Origin of the sequence: Paraburkholderia haematera, from assembly GCF_905220975.1 — a bacterium.
GTDB lineage: Bacteria > Pseudomonadota > Gammaproteobacteria > Burkholderiales > Burkholderiaceae > Paraburkholderia > Paraburkholderia haematera.
In genome coordinates, this window is record NZ_CAJNBK010000035.1 from 1 (window position 1) to 14,782 (window position 14,782).

A 14,782-nucleotide genomic window follows, 5' to 3' on the forward strand; every position below is an offset into this window, starting at 1 on the left:
TTGGCTCCTCGACCTGGGCTCGAACCAGGGACCTACGGATTAACAGTCCGGCGCTCTACCGACTGAGCTATCGAGGAACAGAACAACAAACAGCAGAGAAGCGAAATTGTAGGGGCAGCTTGGGCACCTGTCAATACCTTGCGTTCATCTCGATTTGCGTCAGATTCGGCCAGGCGGGAGGCAGGTCACGCCGCTCAACGTACGAGCAGGGCCAGCTTTTCCTTCACGTCCTTGAACTCGTCGGCTTCCGGCAGGGGCGCTTTGGTCTTGGTGATGCTCGGCCAGTTCTTCGCCAGATCGGCATTCAGCTCGGTGAAGTGCTGCTGGTCGCCCGGCACGTCTTCTTCGGCATAAATGGCGTTCACTGGGCACTCGGCCACGCACACGGCGCAGTCGATGCATTCATCGGGGTCGATCGCGAGGAAGTTGGGACCTTCGCGAAAGCAGTCCACCGGGCACACATCGACGCAGTCGGTATAGCGGCACTTGATGCAGCTTTCGGTCACAACGTGAGTCATTCAGGCAGCTCCTGCATGCGGAATCAGGGAAGGCGAAACGCCAAAAGCGGTATTGTAACGTAACGTCAAGAGCCGCATACGGCATCGGGCAAAGCCTTTTATACGTTTTCGTGATTAGTTTATGACGTCCGGCGCAGCCGCCCGCCGGCGCGCTGAATCCAGGCGCATTCGGGTAACATGCGTGAGGCCGGTGCGCACGGGGCGCGCCGCACGCGCATGGGTTGACGCGTTTGGTCGAGCCAGGCTTTCCGTTTTTCCTGCAGTCCAGTTCGCACCATCATGATTATTACTTCGCTGCTCGATACCGATCTGTACAAGTTCACGATGATGCAAGTGGTGTTGCATCACTTTCCCGCGGCGAATGTCGAGTACCGGTTTCGCTGCCGCACGCCGAAGGTCGACCTCGTGCCGTATATCGGCGAGATTCGCGATGAAGTGCGCAAGCTGTGCGATTTGCGCTTCACCGATGACGAGCTCGATTACCTGCGGCGCATGCGCTTTATCAAGGGCGACTTCATCGAGTTTCTCGCGCTGTTCCATCTGAACGAGAAATACATCTCGATCGAACCGTCGCCGAAGGGCAATGGCGAAATCGACATCGAGATCAAGGGGCCGTGGCTGCACACGATCCTGTTCGAGATTCCGATGCTCGCGATCGTCAACGAGGTGTACTTCCGCAACACCCAGCAAAAGCCTGATTACAGCGAGGGGCGCGGGCGTCTCGTCGAGAAGATCAAACTGCTGGGCGCGCGCCCGGAATTCGCCGACTGCAAGATCGCCGACTACGGCACGCGCCGCCGCTTCTCGAAGCAATGGCACGAAGAAGTGATCCTCACGCTGAAAGACGGCCTCGGCGAACAATTCGCCGGCACCAGCAACGTCTTCTACGCGATGAAGCACAACCTCACGCCGCTCGGCACGATGGCGCATGAATACCTGCAGGCGTGTCAGGCGCTCGGTCCGCGGCTGCGCGATTCGCAAATCTACGGCTTCGAAATGTGGGCCAAAGAATATCGCGGCGACCTGGGTATCGCGCTATCGGACGTGTACGGCATGGAGGCGTTCCTGCGCGACTTCGACATGTACTTTTGCAAGCTGTTCGACGGCGCGCGCCACGATTCCGGCGATCCGTTCGACTGGGGCGAGCGCCTGCTCAAGCACTACGAGGCGAACCGGTGCGATCCGCGCACCAAGATCCTTGTGTTCTCCGACGCGCTCGATATTCCAAAGGTGCTGCAACTGTACGAGCGTTTCCGTGGCCGCTGCAAGCTGGCATTCGGCGTAGGAACCAATCTGACCAACGACCTGGGCTACAACCCTTTGCAGATCGTCATCAAGATGGTTCGCTGCAACGGTCAGCCGGTGGCGAAGCTGTCGGATTCGCCGGGCAAGAACATGTGCGAAGACAAGGCCTACCTCGCGTATCTGCGCCAGGTTTTCGGCATTGCGCAGCCCGAGGAGGAAGCTGCGAAGTAACGCGGCGCCTGCGCGAATATCGTCGGGATATTGCGGCGCCATTGCGCAGGCCGCGCGCCCGATACGCGGCACTTGGCCGTTCGGCCAGGGTGGTCGCGCGCAGGGCGGCCGGTATAATCCTCGCCATATCGCAAGGCTGTCGACACGAGGATTTCGCATATGGATACATCGATTGCCCGCCGTAATATCCTGGCGCGCATCCGCGCTGCGCAGGGGCGCGAACCCGAGTCCTCCGCTTCCGAACGCGAGGCGGCCGCGGATTATCTGGCGCGCCATCCGCCGGGCCCGCGTCCGGACATGCCGGCCGATCTGACCGCGCGCTTCATCGAAGAAGCGCGGAAAATGGCGACCACGGTCGATACGGTCGAAACGCTGAGCGAGGTGCCTTCCGCCGCGCATCGCTACCTCACTGAACATGCTTTGCCGCTGCAGGCGATCGCATGGCAAACCCTCCAGGATCTGCAATGGGCCGAAGCCGGCATCAACGTCGAATTTCGCAAGCCTGAAGACGGCGACGTGGTCGGGTTCACCGGTTGCTTCTGCGCGACCGCGGAGACCGGCACCCTCGTTCTGCTGTCGGGGCCGCAAACCTATGCGTCGGCCGGCTTGCTGCCGGAAACGCACATTGCGATCGTGCCGGCTTCGCGCATCGTCTCAGGCCATGAAGAGGCATTCGGTCTGATCCGTAGCGAACGCGGCGAACTTCCGCGTGCGGTCAATTTTGTCTCCGGGCCGTCGCGCACCGGGGATATCGAACAGACTATCGTGCTTGGCGCACATGGGCCGTACCGGGTCCATGTGATCGTCGTACGTGGCGCCTGAACGCGGCGAGCGGCTGGGTCTCCGGCCGCGCGCCGTCACTCGTGCAAACAAGGACTTCAAGAATATGAAACGACATGCCGTGTGGGCGAGCATGATGCTCGCCGCTGCCCTGACGCTGGCGGGATGGCCTCAACTTGCTTCGGCGGCTACGCTCGACGGCGCGACTTTGTCGGCACTGTGGGGCTTGCCGTTTGCGGGTGTGCTGTTGTCGATCGCGGTGTTTCCGTTGGTCGCGCCGGCATTCTGGCATCACCATTTCGGCAAGATCGCGGCCGCGTGGGCGCTGCTATTCCTGGTGCCGTTCGCGCTGACCTTCGGTACGGGAATCGCATTCGGTACGCTGGTCCATGCGTTGCTCGAAGAATACATTCCGTTCATCGTATTGCTGGCGGCGCTTTATACGGTTGCAGGCGGCATCTGCGTGCGCGGCAATCTGCACGGCACGCCGCGGCTGAATACCGGCATTCTCGCCCTCGGTACCTTGCTGGCCAGCATCATGGGTACGACCGGCGCGGCGATGCTGCTGATCCGCCCGTTGCTGCGCGCCAACGACAACCGCAAGCACGTCGTTCATGTGGTGGTGTTCTTCATCTTTCTGGTGGCAAACGCGGGCGGCTCGTTGTCGCCGCTCGGCGACCCGCCGCTCTTTCTCGGCTTCCTGCAGGGCGTCAGTTTCTTCTGGACCACCACGCACCTGGCGTTGCCGATGCTGTTCGTCTGCGCCGTGCTGCTTGTCGCGTTCTATGCATTGGACTCGTTCTATTTTCATCGGCGTGAAGAAGAGCGCTCGCGCTTTCTCGATCCGACGCCGGATTCGCCGCCGCTGGGTATCGACGGCAAAATCAACTTCGTGCTTCTCGCAGCCGTGATTGCATTGGTGCTGATGAGCGGACTCTGGAAGCCGGGCGTGGAATTTGACGTCTTCGGTACCCACGTCGCGTTGCAAAATGCCGTGCGCGATGTTGCGCTGATCGGCGTCACTTTGCTCTCGCTGGCGTTGACGCCGCGCGCGGCACGCGCGGGCAATGACTTCAACTGGGCGCCGATCGAAGAGGTCGCCAAACTGTTTGCCGGCATCTTCGTGACGATCGCGCCGGTCATCACGATCCTGCGTGCCGGCGAGGCGGGTGCGTTTGCCGCAATCGTCCATCTGGTCAACCCGGCTGGCGCGCCGCACGACTTGATGTACTTCTGGGCAACCGGCCTGCTGTCGTCATTTCTCGACAATGCGCCGACTTACCTGGTGTTCTTCAACCTGGCCGGCGGCGACGCGCAGACGCTGATGACCACCGGCGCCACGACACTCGCGGCGATCTCCGCCGGCGCGGTATTCATGGGCGCCAACACGTATATCGGCAATGCGCCCAACTTCATGGTGAAAGCGATCGCGGAGTCGCGCGGCGTCCGCATGCCGAGTTTTTTCGCGTATCTCGGCTGGTCGGTTGTGGTGTTGATGCCCGTGTTTCTCGTCACTGGCTGGCTGTTTTTTTGACGCCGAGGCAATTGAACTCGACGCGTTATTCGGAGAATTGCAATGCAGAAGATCCTCGTCGCCCGCCCGATCTTTCCCGATGTGATCGAACGGCTCAAACAGTATTTCGACGTCGACTGGCACCAGGGCGACGTGCTGTCCGTTGACGAACTGACGCGCCGTCTCGCGGATAAGGACGGTGCGCTAACCGCGGGCGATCCGGTCGGTGCAGCGGTGCTCGCCGCGGCGCCGCGTCTGCGCGTGGTGTCGAACATGGCGGTGGGCTACAACAACTTCGACATGGCCGCGTTCAACGCGGCGAACGTACTCGGTACCAATACGCCGGACGTGCTCAACGAATCGACCGCGGATTTCGGCTGGGCGCTGATGATGGCCGCGGCACGCCGTATCGCCGAATCGGAGCACTGGTTGCGCGCGGGCCAATGGCAGAAGTGGATCTATGACGGTTTTCTCGGCACGGACATCTACGGTTCGACACTCGGCGTGATCGGCATGGGCAGGATCGGGCAGGCGCTGGCGCGTCGCGCGAAGGGCTTCAATATGCAGGTGATCTATCACAATCGTTCGCGCGTAGCACCGGAGATCGAGGCCGAGTTGAACGCGGAATACGCGTCCAAACAGGATCTGCTGAAGCGCGCCGATCACGTGGTGCTCGTCTTGCCGTACACGAAGGAAAACCATCACACGATCGGCGCGGCCGAATTCGCGCAGATGAAGCCGAGCGCAACGCTCACCAACATCGCGCGCGGAGGCATCGTCGACGATGCGGCGCTGGTCGAGGCCCTACGCACGAAACAGATCGCGGCAGCGGGTCTGGACGTATACGAAGGCGAGCCGAATCTGAATCCGGATCTGCTGACCGTGCCGAATGTCGTCCTGACGCCGCACATCGCCAGCGCGACTGAAGCAACGCGCCGGGCCATGGCGAACCTTGCCGCGGACAATCTGATCGCGGCGCTGGGTGAAGGGCCGCGCGCCGGCCGGCCGCCGAATCCGATCAACCCCGATGTCATCGGCAAGGCGCGTTCATGACAATGATTCTGGTGGCGGCCGTGGCAGTGCTGGCGGTCGCATTGGTCATCGCGTTGGCGTTGCTGATGCGCGGCAACAGTCGCGCTGACGGAGGCGAGCAGTTCGAGATTCTCAGCGAACGTATCGACGCAGCGGCAGATGCACAGTCGCATGCCTATGAGCGGCTCGAGCGACAGCTGCGCAATGACATCACCGAAACGGCGCGCGTTTCGCGTACCGAGCAGAGCAGTGGGTTCGCGCATTTTCAGCAAACGCTTGCATCGCAATTCAGCAGTATGACGACGGTGCAGGGCGGCAAGATCGACGGCTTTGCGCAGCAACTCGACGCGGTGCGTCACAGTCTGCAGCAACAGGCGCAGCAGGCACGCGACGAGCAAGGGCGCACGCTCAAGCAGTTCGGCGAAACGCTGACCTTGCAACTGGGCCAACTCACCGAGGCGAACGATCGCCGCTTCGCCGAAGTGCGTGCGACCATCGAGCAGCGGCTGAAAGACATCGAGGCGAACAACTCGGCCAAGCTCGAAGAAATGCGCCGCACCGTCGACGAAAAATTGCATGCCACGCTCGAACAGCGTTTGGGCGAATCGTTCAAGCTGGTGTCGGACCGGCTGGAGCAGGTGCATCGCGGACTCGGTGAAATGCAGACACTGGCTGCGGGCGTCGGCGATCTGAAGAAGGTGCTCACCAATGTCAAAACGCGCGGCACCTGGGGTGAGGTGCAGCTCGAAGCACTGCTCGAACAACTGCTGACAGCGGACCAATACGCGAAGAACGTCGCCACGGTGCCGAAGAGCGCTGACCGCGTCGAATTCGCGATCAAATTGCCGGGCCGGGCCGAGACGGGTGAATCCGCCACGCCGGTCTGGCTGCCGATCGACGCCAAGTTCCCGCGCGAAGACTACGAGCGGCTGATCGAGGCACAGGAGCGTGCCGATCCCGTTGCCGTGGAAGACGCGTCGCGCGCGCTCGAATCGCGGATACGCGCCGAGGCGCGCACGATCGCGGAAAAGTATGTGTCGCCGCCGCACACCACGGATTTCGCGCTGCTGTTTCTGCCGACCGAAGGCCTGTACGCGGAAGTCCTGCGTCGCCCGGGCCTGACGGATCTGCTGCAACGCGACTACCGCGTAACGATTGCCGGCCCGACCACGCTCACCGCGTTGCTCAATAGTTTGCAGATGGGCTTCCGCACGCTGGCGATCGAGAAGCGGTCGAGCGAGGTGTGGCAAGTGCTCGGCGCGGTGAAAACGGAGTTTGGCAAGTTCGGTGACGTGCTGGCAAAAACCAGGGCACAACTCGAAACCGTGACGCGTTCGATCGAAGCCGCGGAGACACGCACTCGGGTCATGAGCCGCAAGCTGCGTGACGTGGAGGCATTGCCGGGCGAAGAGGCGAGCGGATTGCTCGGCGACGCACTATCGGGCGTGGATCCCGACGAGCAGTAGAGACCGGCAGAGCCAGACCGGGATGATCCGGGTCAGGAAGCGGCGCCTGCGGCCAGTCGTTCCAGCGCGTCGCCCGTTAGGCGCACGACACGCCAATCCGGCATGACCGTCGCGCCCATCTTTTCGTAGAAACTAATGGCCCGCTTGTTCCAGTCGAGCACGGTCCATTCAAAGCGTCCGCACTGCCGCTCGACGGCCAGCGCCGCCAGCCGGGCGAGCATTGCGGCGCCCAGACCGCTGCCGCGCTGGCTCGGTTGCACGTAGACATCTTCGAGATACAGCCCGCGCTTGCCGGCGAAGCTCGAGTAATTGTGGAAGAACAGCGCATAGCCGACGATGCGTCCGTCGTTTTCCGCCACCAGCGCTTCGATCGCGGGCCGCGCGCCGAACAGGGCGTCACGCAAGCCGTCTTCGGTCGCGACAAATACGTGCGTGAGGCTTTCGAATTCAGCCAGATCGTACGTCAGCGCAAAGATCGCGCCCGTATCTTCAGGCGTCGCGGCGCGGATCGTCGCCGTCATTACGCTTCTTCCGGCGCGTCGGTGAGCTGGATTTCGATGCCGCCAAAGCGCGACGCCACCCAGTTGTAGGCGTGGCATGCAATCCACAGCAGAACAAAGCCGAGAATCGCGTTCAGCAGCAGCGCGCTGAACACCGTGCTCAGTTCGACCGAGCCGTAACGGATGAATGCCACCAGTACGCCGAGCAGCACGATCGGCACCGAGAATGTCAGGTACACGAGGATAAGCGCTTTGGCTGTCTGTCCCGGTGCAATGAACGAGATCTGTTTTTTCATGTAAGTCAAACCCGTGTGTCGTAGTGGTAATGATTGAAGCCGCTAATGAAACTGCAAATCAGGCTGCAGAAAAGCGGCAACGGAAGCGTTCCGTCAGGCGTCAGATAAGACCGTCGAACAGCATGATATCGACGTGCTCGCCCTCGGCAATATCGGCTTCATCGTGCCCGAGAACGATGAAACAATTTGCTTCGCTCATCGAACTCAGCACGCCCGAGCTTTGCGAACCGGTTGGCGTGACCTGCCATTGGCCGTGCTCATCCTGCCCGGCGACGCCGCGCTGGTACTCGGTGCGCCCGGCGCGCTTGCGGATGATCTGACGGCTGGCGGCGCGCAGCAGCGGCAGTGCCTGCGGCGTTGCGCCGGCCATCAGCAGCAGCGCTTCGCGCACGATCTGGTAGAACGTCACCATCACGGCCACTGGATTGCCCGGTAAGCCAAAGAATAACGCGGGCAGCCCGAGACCCGGATGGTCGCCGGACCAGACGCGGCCAAAAGCGAGCGGCCGGCCTGGGCGCATCGCGAGGCTCCAGAACGCGACGTCGCCGAACGTCTGTAGCAATTGCCTGGTGAAATCCGCCTCGCCGACCGAGACGCCGCCCGAAGTCAGCACCACATCGGCGCTGGCTGCGGCGCTGCGCAACGCGGCTTCGAGCGCGGCGGGTTCGTCTCGTACGACACCCAGATCGAGCGTATCCATGTTCAGGCGCCGGAGCATCGCAAAAAGGGTGTAGCGATTGCTGTCGTACACCGAACCCGGATCGAGCGGTTCGCCGAGCGAGCGCAATTCGTCGCCGGTGGAGAAAAATGCGACGCGCAAGCGTCGCCGCACGTTGACTTCGCCAATGCCGAGCGAAGCCAGCAAACCGAGGTCGGACGCGCGCATGATCCGGCCTGCACGTAGCGCGGCATGGCCGCGGGCGAGGTCTTCGCCGGCAAGGCGCCGGTTGGAGCCGGCCCGCACGGCGTTGGCCGCAAAATGGATCGAGGCGGAATCGGCGCCGCGCTCGACAAGCTCCTGCGGCACAACGGTGTCGCAGCCAGCGGGCATGCAGGCGCCCGTCATGACCCGCACGCATTGCGTCGCGTCGACGTGACCCGCGAACGGATGACCGGCCAGCGCTTTCCCGACAACCGTCAAGTCGACCGTGGTCGCACTCGTTGCCAAGGCTGCGCGGTTGAACGCGTAGCCGTCCATCGCCGAATTGTCGTGCGAAGGGACGTCGATCGGCGAGACGATGTCGGCAGCCAGCACACGATTGAGCGCATCGCGCAGAGGCACGCGTTCGACCGCCGTGACGGGCGTCGCCCATTGACGGACGATTGCCTGGGCGGCCGAAACAGGTAGCGCGTGTGGATCGTACTGCGCGACGCAGCGGGAAAATTCGTTAAGCGTGGTCATGAAGGGCTGGGCGTCGCGACCGGAGGCGGGCGCGGCTGTTGCCGTGCGGCCGGAGCGTGATTTCAACCGGGGCCTCAGCAACGCTCGAGGTCGGCGAGTTCTTGTAACGAATTGATATTGTAAAACGCGCGCTCGTCGGCAAAGGCGACTTCGACCGTCTTGTGGCGCGCGTACCACGCGCGGACCTTGCGCTCACCAGCTTCCAGAAAGGCTGCCAGGTCGTCTGCGAGACTTGTGCGCAGCAACGCGAACACGGGATGGAGCGAGACGTGGCCTTCGGCGTCGGTGGTCGTGACGGTGGCGATATCGGCCTGATTCGAGTCGAGTGCCTGCGCGAGGCGTAGGGCGAGTTCGGCGGGCAGTCCGGGTGTATCGCAGGGTGCGCTCAGCACGTAAGCGGTGCCGGCGGCGCGCAGCCCGGCGAGCAGGCCCGCCAGCGGTCCGGGGAAGCCGGGCAGGGTATCGGCAAGCACCTTGGCGCCGAACGGCGCGCCGAGTGCGCTATAGACATCAGGGTGACGATTGGCGCTGATCAGGAGGGCGCCGGATTGCGGCGCGAGCCGCTTCAGCACATGGGAGGCGAGCGGCTCGCCATGCAGCGTTTGCAGTCCCTTGTCGACGCCGCCCATACGCATGCCGCGCCCGCCCGCAAGGACCAGACCGGTGATGTGTTCGCGTGCCGGGCTCATGGGTTCGGCCGTTCTAGCCGCCGATGTACGACATTTCCACGCGGCGGCCGTCCTGCTCGCGCGGGGCGGCTGCGTTGCTGCCGCGTAATTGCGAATAACGGTCGCTGCGGTTTTGCCAGATTTCGGCGACGGCGGTGGCGATATCGGCGTCGCTTGCGCCGCTGCGCAGCAAGGCGCGCAGATCGTGACCGGACGACGCGAACAGGCACAGGTATAGCTTGCCTTCCGTCGACAGACGTGCGCGCGTACAACTGCCGCAAAACGCGCGTGTCACGCTCGAAATGACGCCGATCTCTCCGCCGCCGTCCACGTAACCCCAGCGCTGGGCGGTCTCGGCTGCGCTGTGCGCTTCGAGCGGCACGAGCGGGAAAAGCTCGGCAATGCGCGTCACGACGTCGGCGGAAGGCAGCACTTCGGTCATGTTCCAGCCGTTCGACGTGCCCACGTCCATATACTCGATAAAGCGCAGCACCGCGCCCGAGCCTTTGAAATGACGCGCCATCGGTACGATTTCGCTGTCATTCGTACCGCGCTTGACGACCATATTGACCTTCACCGGCGCGAGCCCCACCGCTTGGGCCGCGGCGATTCCGTCCAGCACGTCGGCGACTGCGAAGTCGGCGTCGTTCATGCGGCGAAACAGGGTGTCGTCGAGGGCGTCGAGACTTACCGTCACGCGGGTCAGGCCGGCGTCTTTCAGGCTGCGCGCCTTGCGCTCCAGCAGCGAGCCATTGGTGGTCAGCGTCAGATCGAGTGGGCGGCCTTCCGGCGTGGTGAGTTGCGCGAGCCGTTCGATCAGGAATTCCAGATTCTTGCGCAGCAGCGGTTCGCCGCCCGTAAGACGGATTTTCTCGACGCCATGCGCGACGAAGAGCCGCGCGAGCCGTTCGATTTCTTCGAAGCTGAGCAGTGCGCTATGCGGCAAGAACGCGTAATCCTTGTCGAACACCGCGCGCGGCATGCAATAGACGCAGCGGAAATTGCAGCGATCCGTCACCGAGATGCGCAGATCGCGCAGCGGGCGCGTCAGCGTGTCGTGCAGCGCGCCGCTAGGCGCCTGCACGGGGCCGGAAATGATCGGCACCGCGCTGAGATCGGCAACAGGGATGATGCGTCGGGACATGAATTGCTTCGCTTGATGCTTCGTTTGGGGCCGCTTAGGTGCTGTGACCGGTGCTGCGATTGGAACCTGGACTTTCATTCTAGCGGAAATGCATCCTGTGGCCGCGGGCCCCCGGATGCTGTCCGGGTATACGGGGAGTGGCATACAGCGCGCGATCAGGCGGGCGCGCCACCCCCAATAAAACAAAAAGCCCGCCGGTGAGGGCGGGCTTTTTGCACGGCGGCGGTTCGCTTACTGCGGATGCTTACCGGTTTCCACCATTTGCATCGGCGCGGTTTCGGCCGGCGGCAATGCCTTACGCTCGCGACCCACGCGAGCCGGCTTGACCGCTTGCGCAGCAGCTTCCTGCGCGGCCCGCAGCTTGTCGGTGTCGGTGTTCACCCAGACGAGACCGGCTTGTTCCAGCACCGGCTTCAGAGCTTCCGCCGACACACCGGCGCTACGCGGGGCTTGCGGCGCAACTGCGACGGGCGCCGGTCCGATTGCTGCCGGTTCAACGACCGCTTCAACTGCCGGAGCGGCCGTTGCAACGACGGGTTGCGGCTCGGCGATCGCGGCTTGCGGCGCCGGCTGGACGGTCGGCGCTTCAATCGCTGCCGTCGGGGCCACGGTTTCTACCGGAGCCGGCGCGGCTTGCGCTTCGACGACCGGAGCGACTGCCGGCGTTTCGATCCGAGCTTCAACCGGGGCATCGACACGAGCAACCGGCTCGGCGAGCGAAACCGTTTCGCTGGCGGCCGGCGCTGCTTGCGCAGCTTCAACCGGCGCGGCGGTAGCTTGCGCCACCGGCGCTTCCACGGCTTGCTCGACTGCAACCGGCGCTTCTGCGACCGGCACGGACGTTTCCGTCTTCGCGGCCTGCTCGACGGCCACAGCCGGCGTTTCGGCTGCAACATGCAGTTCGCTGACGACAGCCGTTTCCGTTGCGACAGCAGCGACAACCACTTCCACCGGCTTGACGCCGTTCGCCTCGTTGACTTCGGCCTTGTGCTCGACCGGCTGATGCGCGGTGCGCACCGGTGCTTCGGCGGTCAGATTGGCGTTGTCGCCTTCAGCTTCCGCGACGTCCGCAGCCAGGTTGCCGTTCACGTCTTCTTCGCGCTCACGACGGCCACCACGACGGCCGCGACGGCGGCGACGGCGCTCTTCACCTTCACGCGCCACCGCTTCCTGATCGATCGGCGCACCGTTTTCGCCCAAGGCGGCCTGGTTTTGCGCCAGTTCTTCCGCCGACAGCGCGTCGTTCTGCGTCAGCGCTTCTGCTGCTTCAGGCTGCTGCTTGCGGCGTTCGCCACGTTCTGCGCGCTCACCACGCTCACGGCGTTCGCCGCGTTCCTGCCGCTCGCCACGTTCGGCGCGCGGTGCGCCTTCAACGGTTTCCGCACGGTCGCTGCCACGATTGTCGCGGTCGCGGCCTTCGCGCGGCTCACGAGCCTCGCGCGGTTCGCGGCTTTCGCGGGCCTCACGCGGTTCACGCGGCTCACGAGTACCACGCGGCTCGCGCGATTCACGGGCTTCGCGCGGTTCACGACCTTCACGTGCCTCGCGGCCTTCACGCGGTTCGCGTTCCTCGCGACGCTGCGACGGCTGCTGACCTTGAGCCTGGCGGCCGGCACTCGTGCCTTCGCCACGGCCCGCTGCATCGCGGCCGCCTGCGCCGCCACGGCGATTGCGGTTGCGATCGCCGCCGCGTTCGCCGGTGCGCTCACCGCGCTCCGTGCGTTCGCCGCGTTGCGGACGCGCCTGCTTTTCGGTCGTAGCCGGTGCGACAGGCGCCGGCGTGGCCGGCTGCATGCCGAACAGATTCTTCAGCCAGCCGATAAAGCCGCCGCTGGCCGGCGTGACGGCCACCGGAGCCGGGGTTGCCGGACGGACCGGCGCGCTCGGGGCCGGCTTCTCAGGCGTGATGCCCTTGACCGCGGCTTCCTGCTTCGGCTTCACTTCTTCGGCGCGCTTGCTGTAACCGGTTTCCGATTCCAGTTCGCGGGCTGCTTCTTCGGCCATCTTCCACGAGGCGCGCGGCTCATCGAGGCGCGCATCGTCGTGACGCAGACGCTCGAGCTTGTAATGCGGCGTGTCCAGGTGCTTGTTCGGGATCAGAACGACGTTGACCTTGAACCGCGATTCAATCTTGTTGATTTCCGCGCGCTTTTCGTTCAACAGGAAGGCGGTCACTTCGACCGGCACCTGGCAATGGATCGCCGCGGTGTTTTCCTTCATCGCTTCTTCCTGAATGATCCGCAGCACTTGCAGCGCGGACGATTCGGTATCGCGGATGTGGCCCGTGCCGTTACAGCGCGGGCAGGTCACGTGGCTGCCTTCCGACAAAGCCGGGCGCAGACGTTGACGCGACAGTTCCATCAGGCCGAAGCGCGAGATCTTGCCCATCTGGACGCGCGCACGGTCGTGCTTCAAGGCGTCTTTCAGGCGTTGCTCGACTTCGCGCTGGCTCTTGGCCGATTCCATGTCGATGAAGTCGATCACGATCAGGCCGCCCAGGTCGCGCAGGCGCAACTGGCGGGCCACTTCGTCGGCGGCTTCGAGGTTGGTGCGTGCAGCCGTTTCCTCGATGTCGGCGCCCTTGGTGGCGCGCGCCGAGTTCACGTCGATCGCGACCAAAGCTTCCGTGTGGTCGATCACGATTGCGCCGCCGGAGGGCAGCGGCACCGTGCGCGAGTACGCGGTTTCGATCTGGTGTTCGATCTGGAAGCGCGAGAACAGCGGCACGTCGTCGTGATACCGCTTCACTTTGCTGACATTGTCCGGCATCACGATATCCATGAAGGCGCGGGCCTGGTCATGGATTTCGGTGGTGTCGATCAGGATTTCGCCGATATCCGGCTGGAAATAGTCGCGAATCGCGCGGATCACCAGGCTCGATTCGAGATAAATCAGCATCGGCTGGCCGTTCGAACCGCTTTGCGACGCGGCTTCGATAGCGCGCCACAGTTGCATCAGGTAGTTCAGGTCCCACTGCAGCTCTTCGGCGCTGCGGCCGATACCGGCCGTGCGCGCGATGATGCTCATGCCTTCCGGCAATTGCAGTTGCGCCATGGTTTCGCGCAGTTCCTGACGGTCGTCGCCTTCGATCCGGCGCGACACGCCGCCGCCGCGCGGGTTGTTCGGCATCAATACCAGATACCGGCCGGCGAGCGAGATGAAGGTGGTGAGGGCCGCGCCCTTGTTGCCGCGCTCTTCCTTTTCGACCTGGACGATCAGTTCCTGGCCTTCTTTCAGGGCGTCCTGGATGCGCGCGGAGCGCATGTCGACGCCGTCACGGAAATACTGGCGGGCGACTTCCTTGAACGGCAAAAAGCCGTGGCGGTCTTCGCCGTAGTTGACGAAGCAGGCTTCGAGCGAAGGCTCGATGCGGGTGATGATGCCCTTGTAAATATTGCCTTTGCGCTGTTCGCGCCCGGCGGTTTCGATGTCGATATCGATGAGTTTTTGCCCATCGACGATGGCAACGCGCAGTTCTTCCTGCTGCGTCGCATTGAACAACATGCGTTTCATTGAACGGCTCCAGAGCGGCTTAGCCTGACCCCTGGCTGCGCGGTTGTCAGTCGCGAGAGCCAGGCGGACAGCGGCATGCCGCGCCTTATTGTGTTTTCACAAGCACGCTGGAGCAGGAAAAATGGCGGGAGAATTGCCTGAGAGGGCCCGGCCCCATTGAAAAATGGGCACGGTGCCGCAGGGCACATGCGAACACGGCTTCAAATAACGACCCGACACGCCGCGGGTTCTGCCAGCAGACCTTCATAAGCCTTTTCCCACTCGCGCCGGTGCGCCAACTGGGCGCGTGACCGGAGGGTCGAAGGCTGCGGTCATGCCGCAGCGGGAAGTTCGCGCAGTCGGCGCGTCTTTTCTCGCTGGGGGTGTCTCGCCTCATTTTGACGTCGCCATGTCTTGTACTTTCTACAAGACGCCTCGGGCGCACGCCGTATTTTCGCAACCGGCAGCTTCGTACAGCAGGGCGTCAGACCGCCC

The 14,782-nt window shown here is 63.5% G+C and carries 12 protein-coding genes and 1 tRNA gene; 5 read left to right on the plus strand and 8 right to left on the minus strand.

Annotated elements, in window-relative coordinates; all coding sequences use genetic code 11:
- Position 1: 1 nt before the first annotated feature.
- Positions 2 to 77 (minus strand) — tRNA-Asn (locus KHO23_RS31945).
- Positions 78 to 194: 117 nt separating this feature from the next.
- Complete coding sequence (gene fdxA, locus KHO23_RS31950) at positions 195 to 518, minus strand: ferredoxin FdxA (protein WP_054036179.1); 324 nt, start codon at positions 516 to 518, stop codon at positions 195 to 197.
- Between the two features lie 279 nt (positions 519 to 797).
- On the opposite strand from fdxA, the gene pncB reads away from it, so the two are divergent.
- From pncB to KHO23_RS31975, 5 genes are all read left to right on the plus strand, one after another.
- Entirely contained in the window at positions 798 to 1,994 is a 1,197-nt protein-coding gene (gene pncB, locus KHO23_RS31955; RefSeq protein ID WP_211616677.1) for a nicotinate phosphoribosyltransferase, read from the plus strand.
- 159 nt (positions 1,995 to 2,153) lie between these two features.
- Positions 2,154 to 2,816 (plus strand): LutC/YkgG family protein, encoded by a 663-nt coding sequence (locus KHO23_RS31960; RefSeq protein ID WP_211616679.1) that lies wholly within the window; start codon positions 2,154 to 2,156, stop codon positions 2,814 to 2,816.
- 64 nt (positions 2,817 to 2,880) lie between these two features.
- Complete coding sequence (locus KHO23_RS31965) at positions 2,881 to 4,308, plus strand: sodium:proton antiporter (protein ID WP_211616681.1); 1,428 nt, start codon at positions 2,881 to 2,883, stop codon at positions 4,306 to 4,308.
- Positions 4,309 to 4,350: 42 nt separating this feature from the next.
- Positions 4,351 to 5,340, plus strand: coding sequence for a 2-hydroxyacid dehydrogenase (locus tag KHO23_RS31970; protein WP_211616684.1), 990 nt, complete (start codon positions 4,351 to 4,353; stop codon positions 5,338 to 5,340).
- Positions 5,337 to 6,785: a DNA recombination protein RmuC gene (locus tag KHO23_RS31975; RefSeq protein WP_211616686.1), complete on the plus strand. Its 1,449-nt coding sequence runs from the start codon at positions 5,337 to 5,339 to the stop codon at positions 6,783 to 6,785. Before KHO23_RS31970 ends, KHO23_RS31975 begins: the two co-directional genes overlap by 4 nt.
- Positions 6,786 to 6,817: 32 nt before the next feature.
- On the opposite strand, the gene KHO23_RS31980 is transcribed toward KHO23_RS31975, so the two are convergent.
- The 6 genes from KHO23_RS31980 to KHO23_RS32005 form a co-directional block, all read right to left on the minus strand.
- Positions 6,818 to 7,306 (minus strand): GNAT family N-acetyltransferase, encoded by a 489-nt coding sequence (locus KHO23_RS31980; protein ID WP_211616688.1) that lies wholly within the window; start codon positions 7,304 to 7,306, stop codon positions 6,818 to 6,820.
- Positions 7,306 to 7,581 (minus strand): hypothetical protein, encoded by a 276-nt coding sequence (locus KHO23_RS31985; protein ID WP_028199219.1) that lies wholly within the window; start codon positions 7,579 to 7,581, stop codon positions 7,306 to 7,308. The genes KHO23_RS31980 and KHO23_RS31985 overlap by 1 nt, the downstream gene beginning before the upstream one ends.
- Before the next feature lie 100 nt (positions 7,582 to 7,681).
- On the minus strand, positions 7,682 to 8,983 hold the full coding sequence (moeA, locus tag KHO23_RS31990; protein ID WP_211616690.1) for a molybdopterin molybdotransferase MoeA: 1,302 nt from the start codon (positions 8,981 to 8,983) through the stop codon (positions 7,682 to 7,684).
- A gap of 74 nt (positions 8,984 to 9,057) precedes the next feature.
- Positions 9,058 to 9,672, minus strand: coding sequence for a molybdenum cofactor guanylyltransferase MobA (mobA, locus tag KHO23_RS31995; RefSeq protein ID WP_211616691.1), 615 nt, complete (start codon positions 9,670 to 9,672; stop codon positions 9,058 to 9,060).
- A 13-nt stretch (positions 9,673 to 9,685) separates the two neighbouring features.
- Positions 9,686 to 10,795 carry a GTP 3',8-cyclase MoaA gene (gene moaA / locus KHO23_RS32000; protein ID WP_211616693.1) on the minus strand — a complete coding sequence of 370 codons (1,110 nt, stop codon included), beginning with the start codon at positions 10,793 to 10,795 and terminating at the stop codon, positions 9,686 to 9,688.
- A gap of 231 nt (positions 10,796 to 11,026) precedes the next feature.
- A complete protein-coding gene (locus KHO23_RS32005) occupies positions 11,027 to 14,308 on the minus strand; it encodes an Rne/Rng family ribonuclease (protein ID WP_211616695.1) in 3,282 nt (1,093 codons plus the stop codon).
- Positions 14,309 to 14,782: the final 474 nt, after the last annotated feature.

What these genes read in the sequence shown, in the direction of transcription:
- fdxA (WP_054036179.1), bottom strand. Translation starts at nt 518, where the DNA reads ATGACTCACGTTGTGACCGAAAGCTGCATCAAGTGCCGCTATACCGAC.
- pncB (WP_211616677.1), top strand. Translation starts at nt 798, where the DNA reads ATGATTATTACTTCGCTGCTCGATACCGATCTGTACAAGTTCACGATG.
- KHO23_RS31960 (WP_211616679.1), top strand. Translation starts at nt 2,154, where the DNA reads ATGGATACATCGATTGCCCGCCGTAATATCCTGGCGCGCATCCGCGCT.
- KHO23_RS31965 (WP_211616681.1), top strand. Translation starts at nt 2,881, where the DNA reads ATGAAACGACATGCCGTGTGGGCGAGCATGATGCTCGCCGCTGCCCTG.
- KHO23_RS31970 (WP_211616684.1), top strand. Translation starts at nt 4,351, where the DNA reads ATGCAGAAGATCCTCGTCGCCCGCCCGATCTTTCCCGATGTGATCGAA.
- KHO23_RS31975 (WP_211616686.1), top strand. Translation starts at nt 5,337, where the DNA reads ATGACAATGATTCTGGTGGCGGCCGTGGCAGTGCTGGCGGTCGCATTG.
- KHO23_RS31980 (WP_211616688.1), bottom strand. Translation starts at nt 7,306, where the DNA reads ATGACGGCGACGATCCGCGCCGCGACGCCTGAAGATACGGGCGCGATC.
- KHO23_RS31985 (WP_028199219.1), bottom strand. Translation starts at nt 7,581, where the DNA reads ATGAAAAAACAGATCTCGTTCATTGCACCGGGACAGACAGCCAAAGCG.
- moeA (WP_211616690.1), bottom strand. Translation starts at nt 8,983, where the DNA reads ATGACCACGCTTAACGAATTTTCCCGCTGCGTCGCGCAGTACGATCCA.
- mobA (WP_211616691.1), bottom strand. Translation starts at nt 9,672, where the DNA reads ATGAGCCCGGCACGCGAACACATCACCGGTCTGGTCCTTGCGGGCGGG.
- moaA (WP_211616693.1), bottom strand. Translation starts at nt 10,795, where the DNA reads ATGTCCCGACGCATCATCCCTGTTGCCGATCTCAGCGCGGTGCCGATC.
- KHO23_RS32005 (WP_211616695.1), bottom strand. Translation starts at nt 14,308, where the DNA reads ATGAAACGCATGTTGTTCAATGCGACGCAGCAGGAAGAACTGCGCGTT.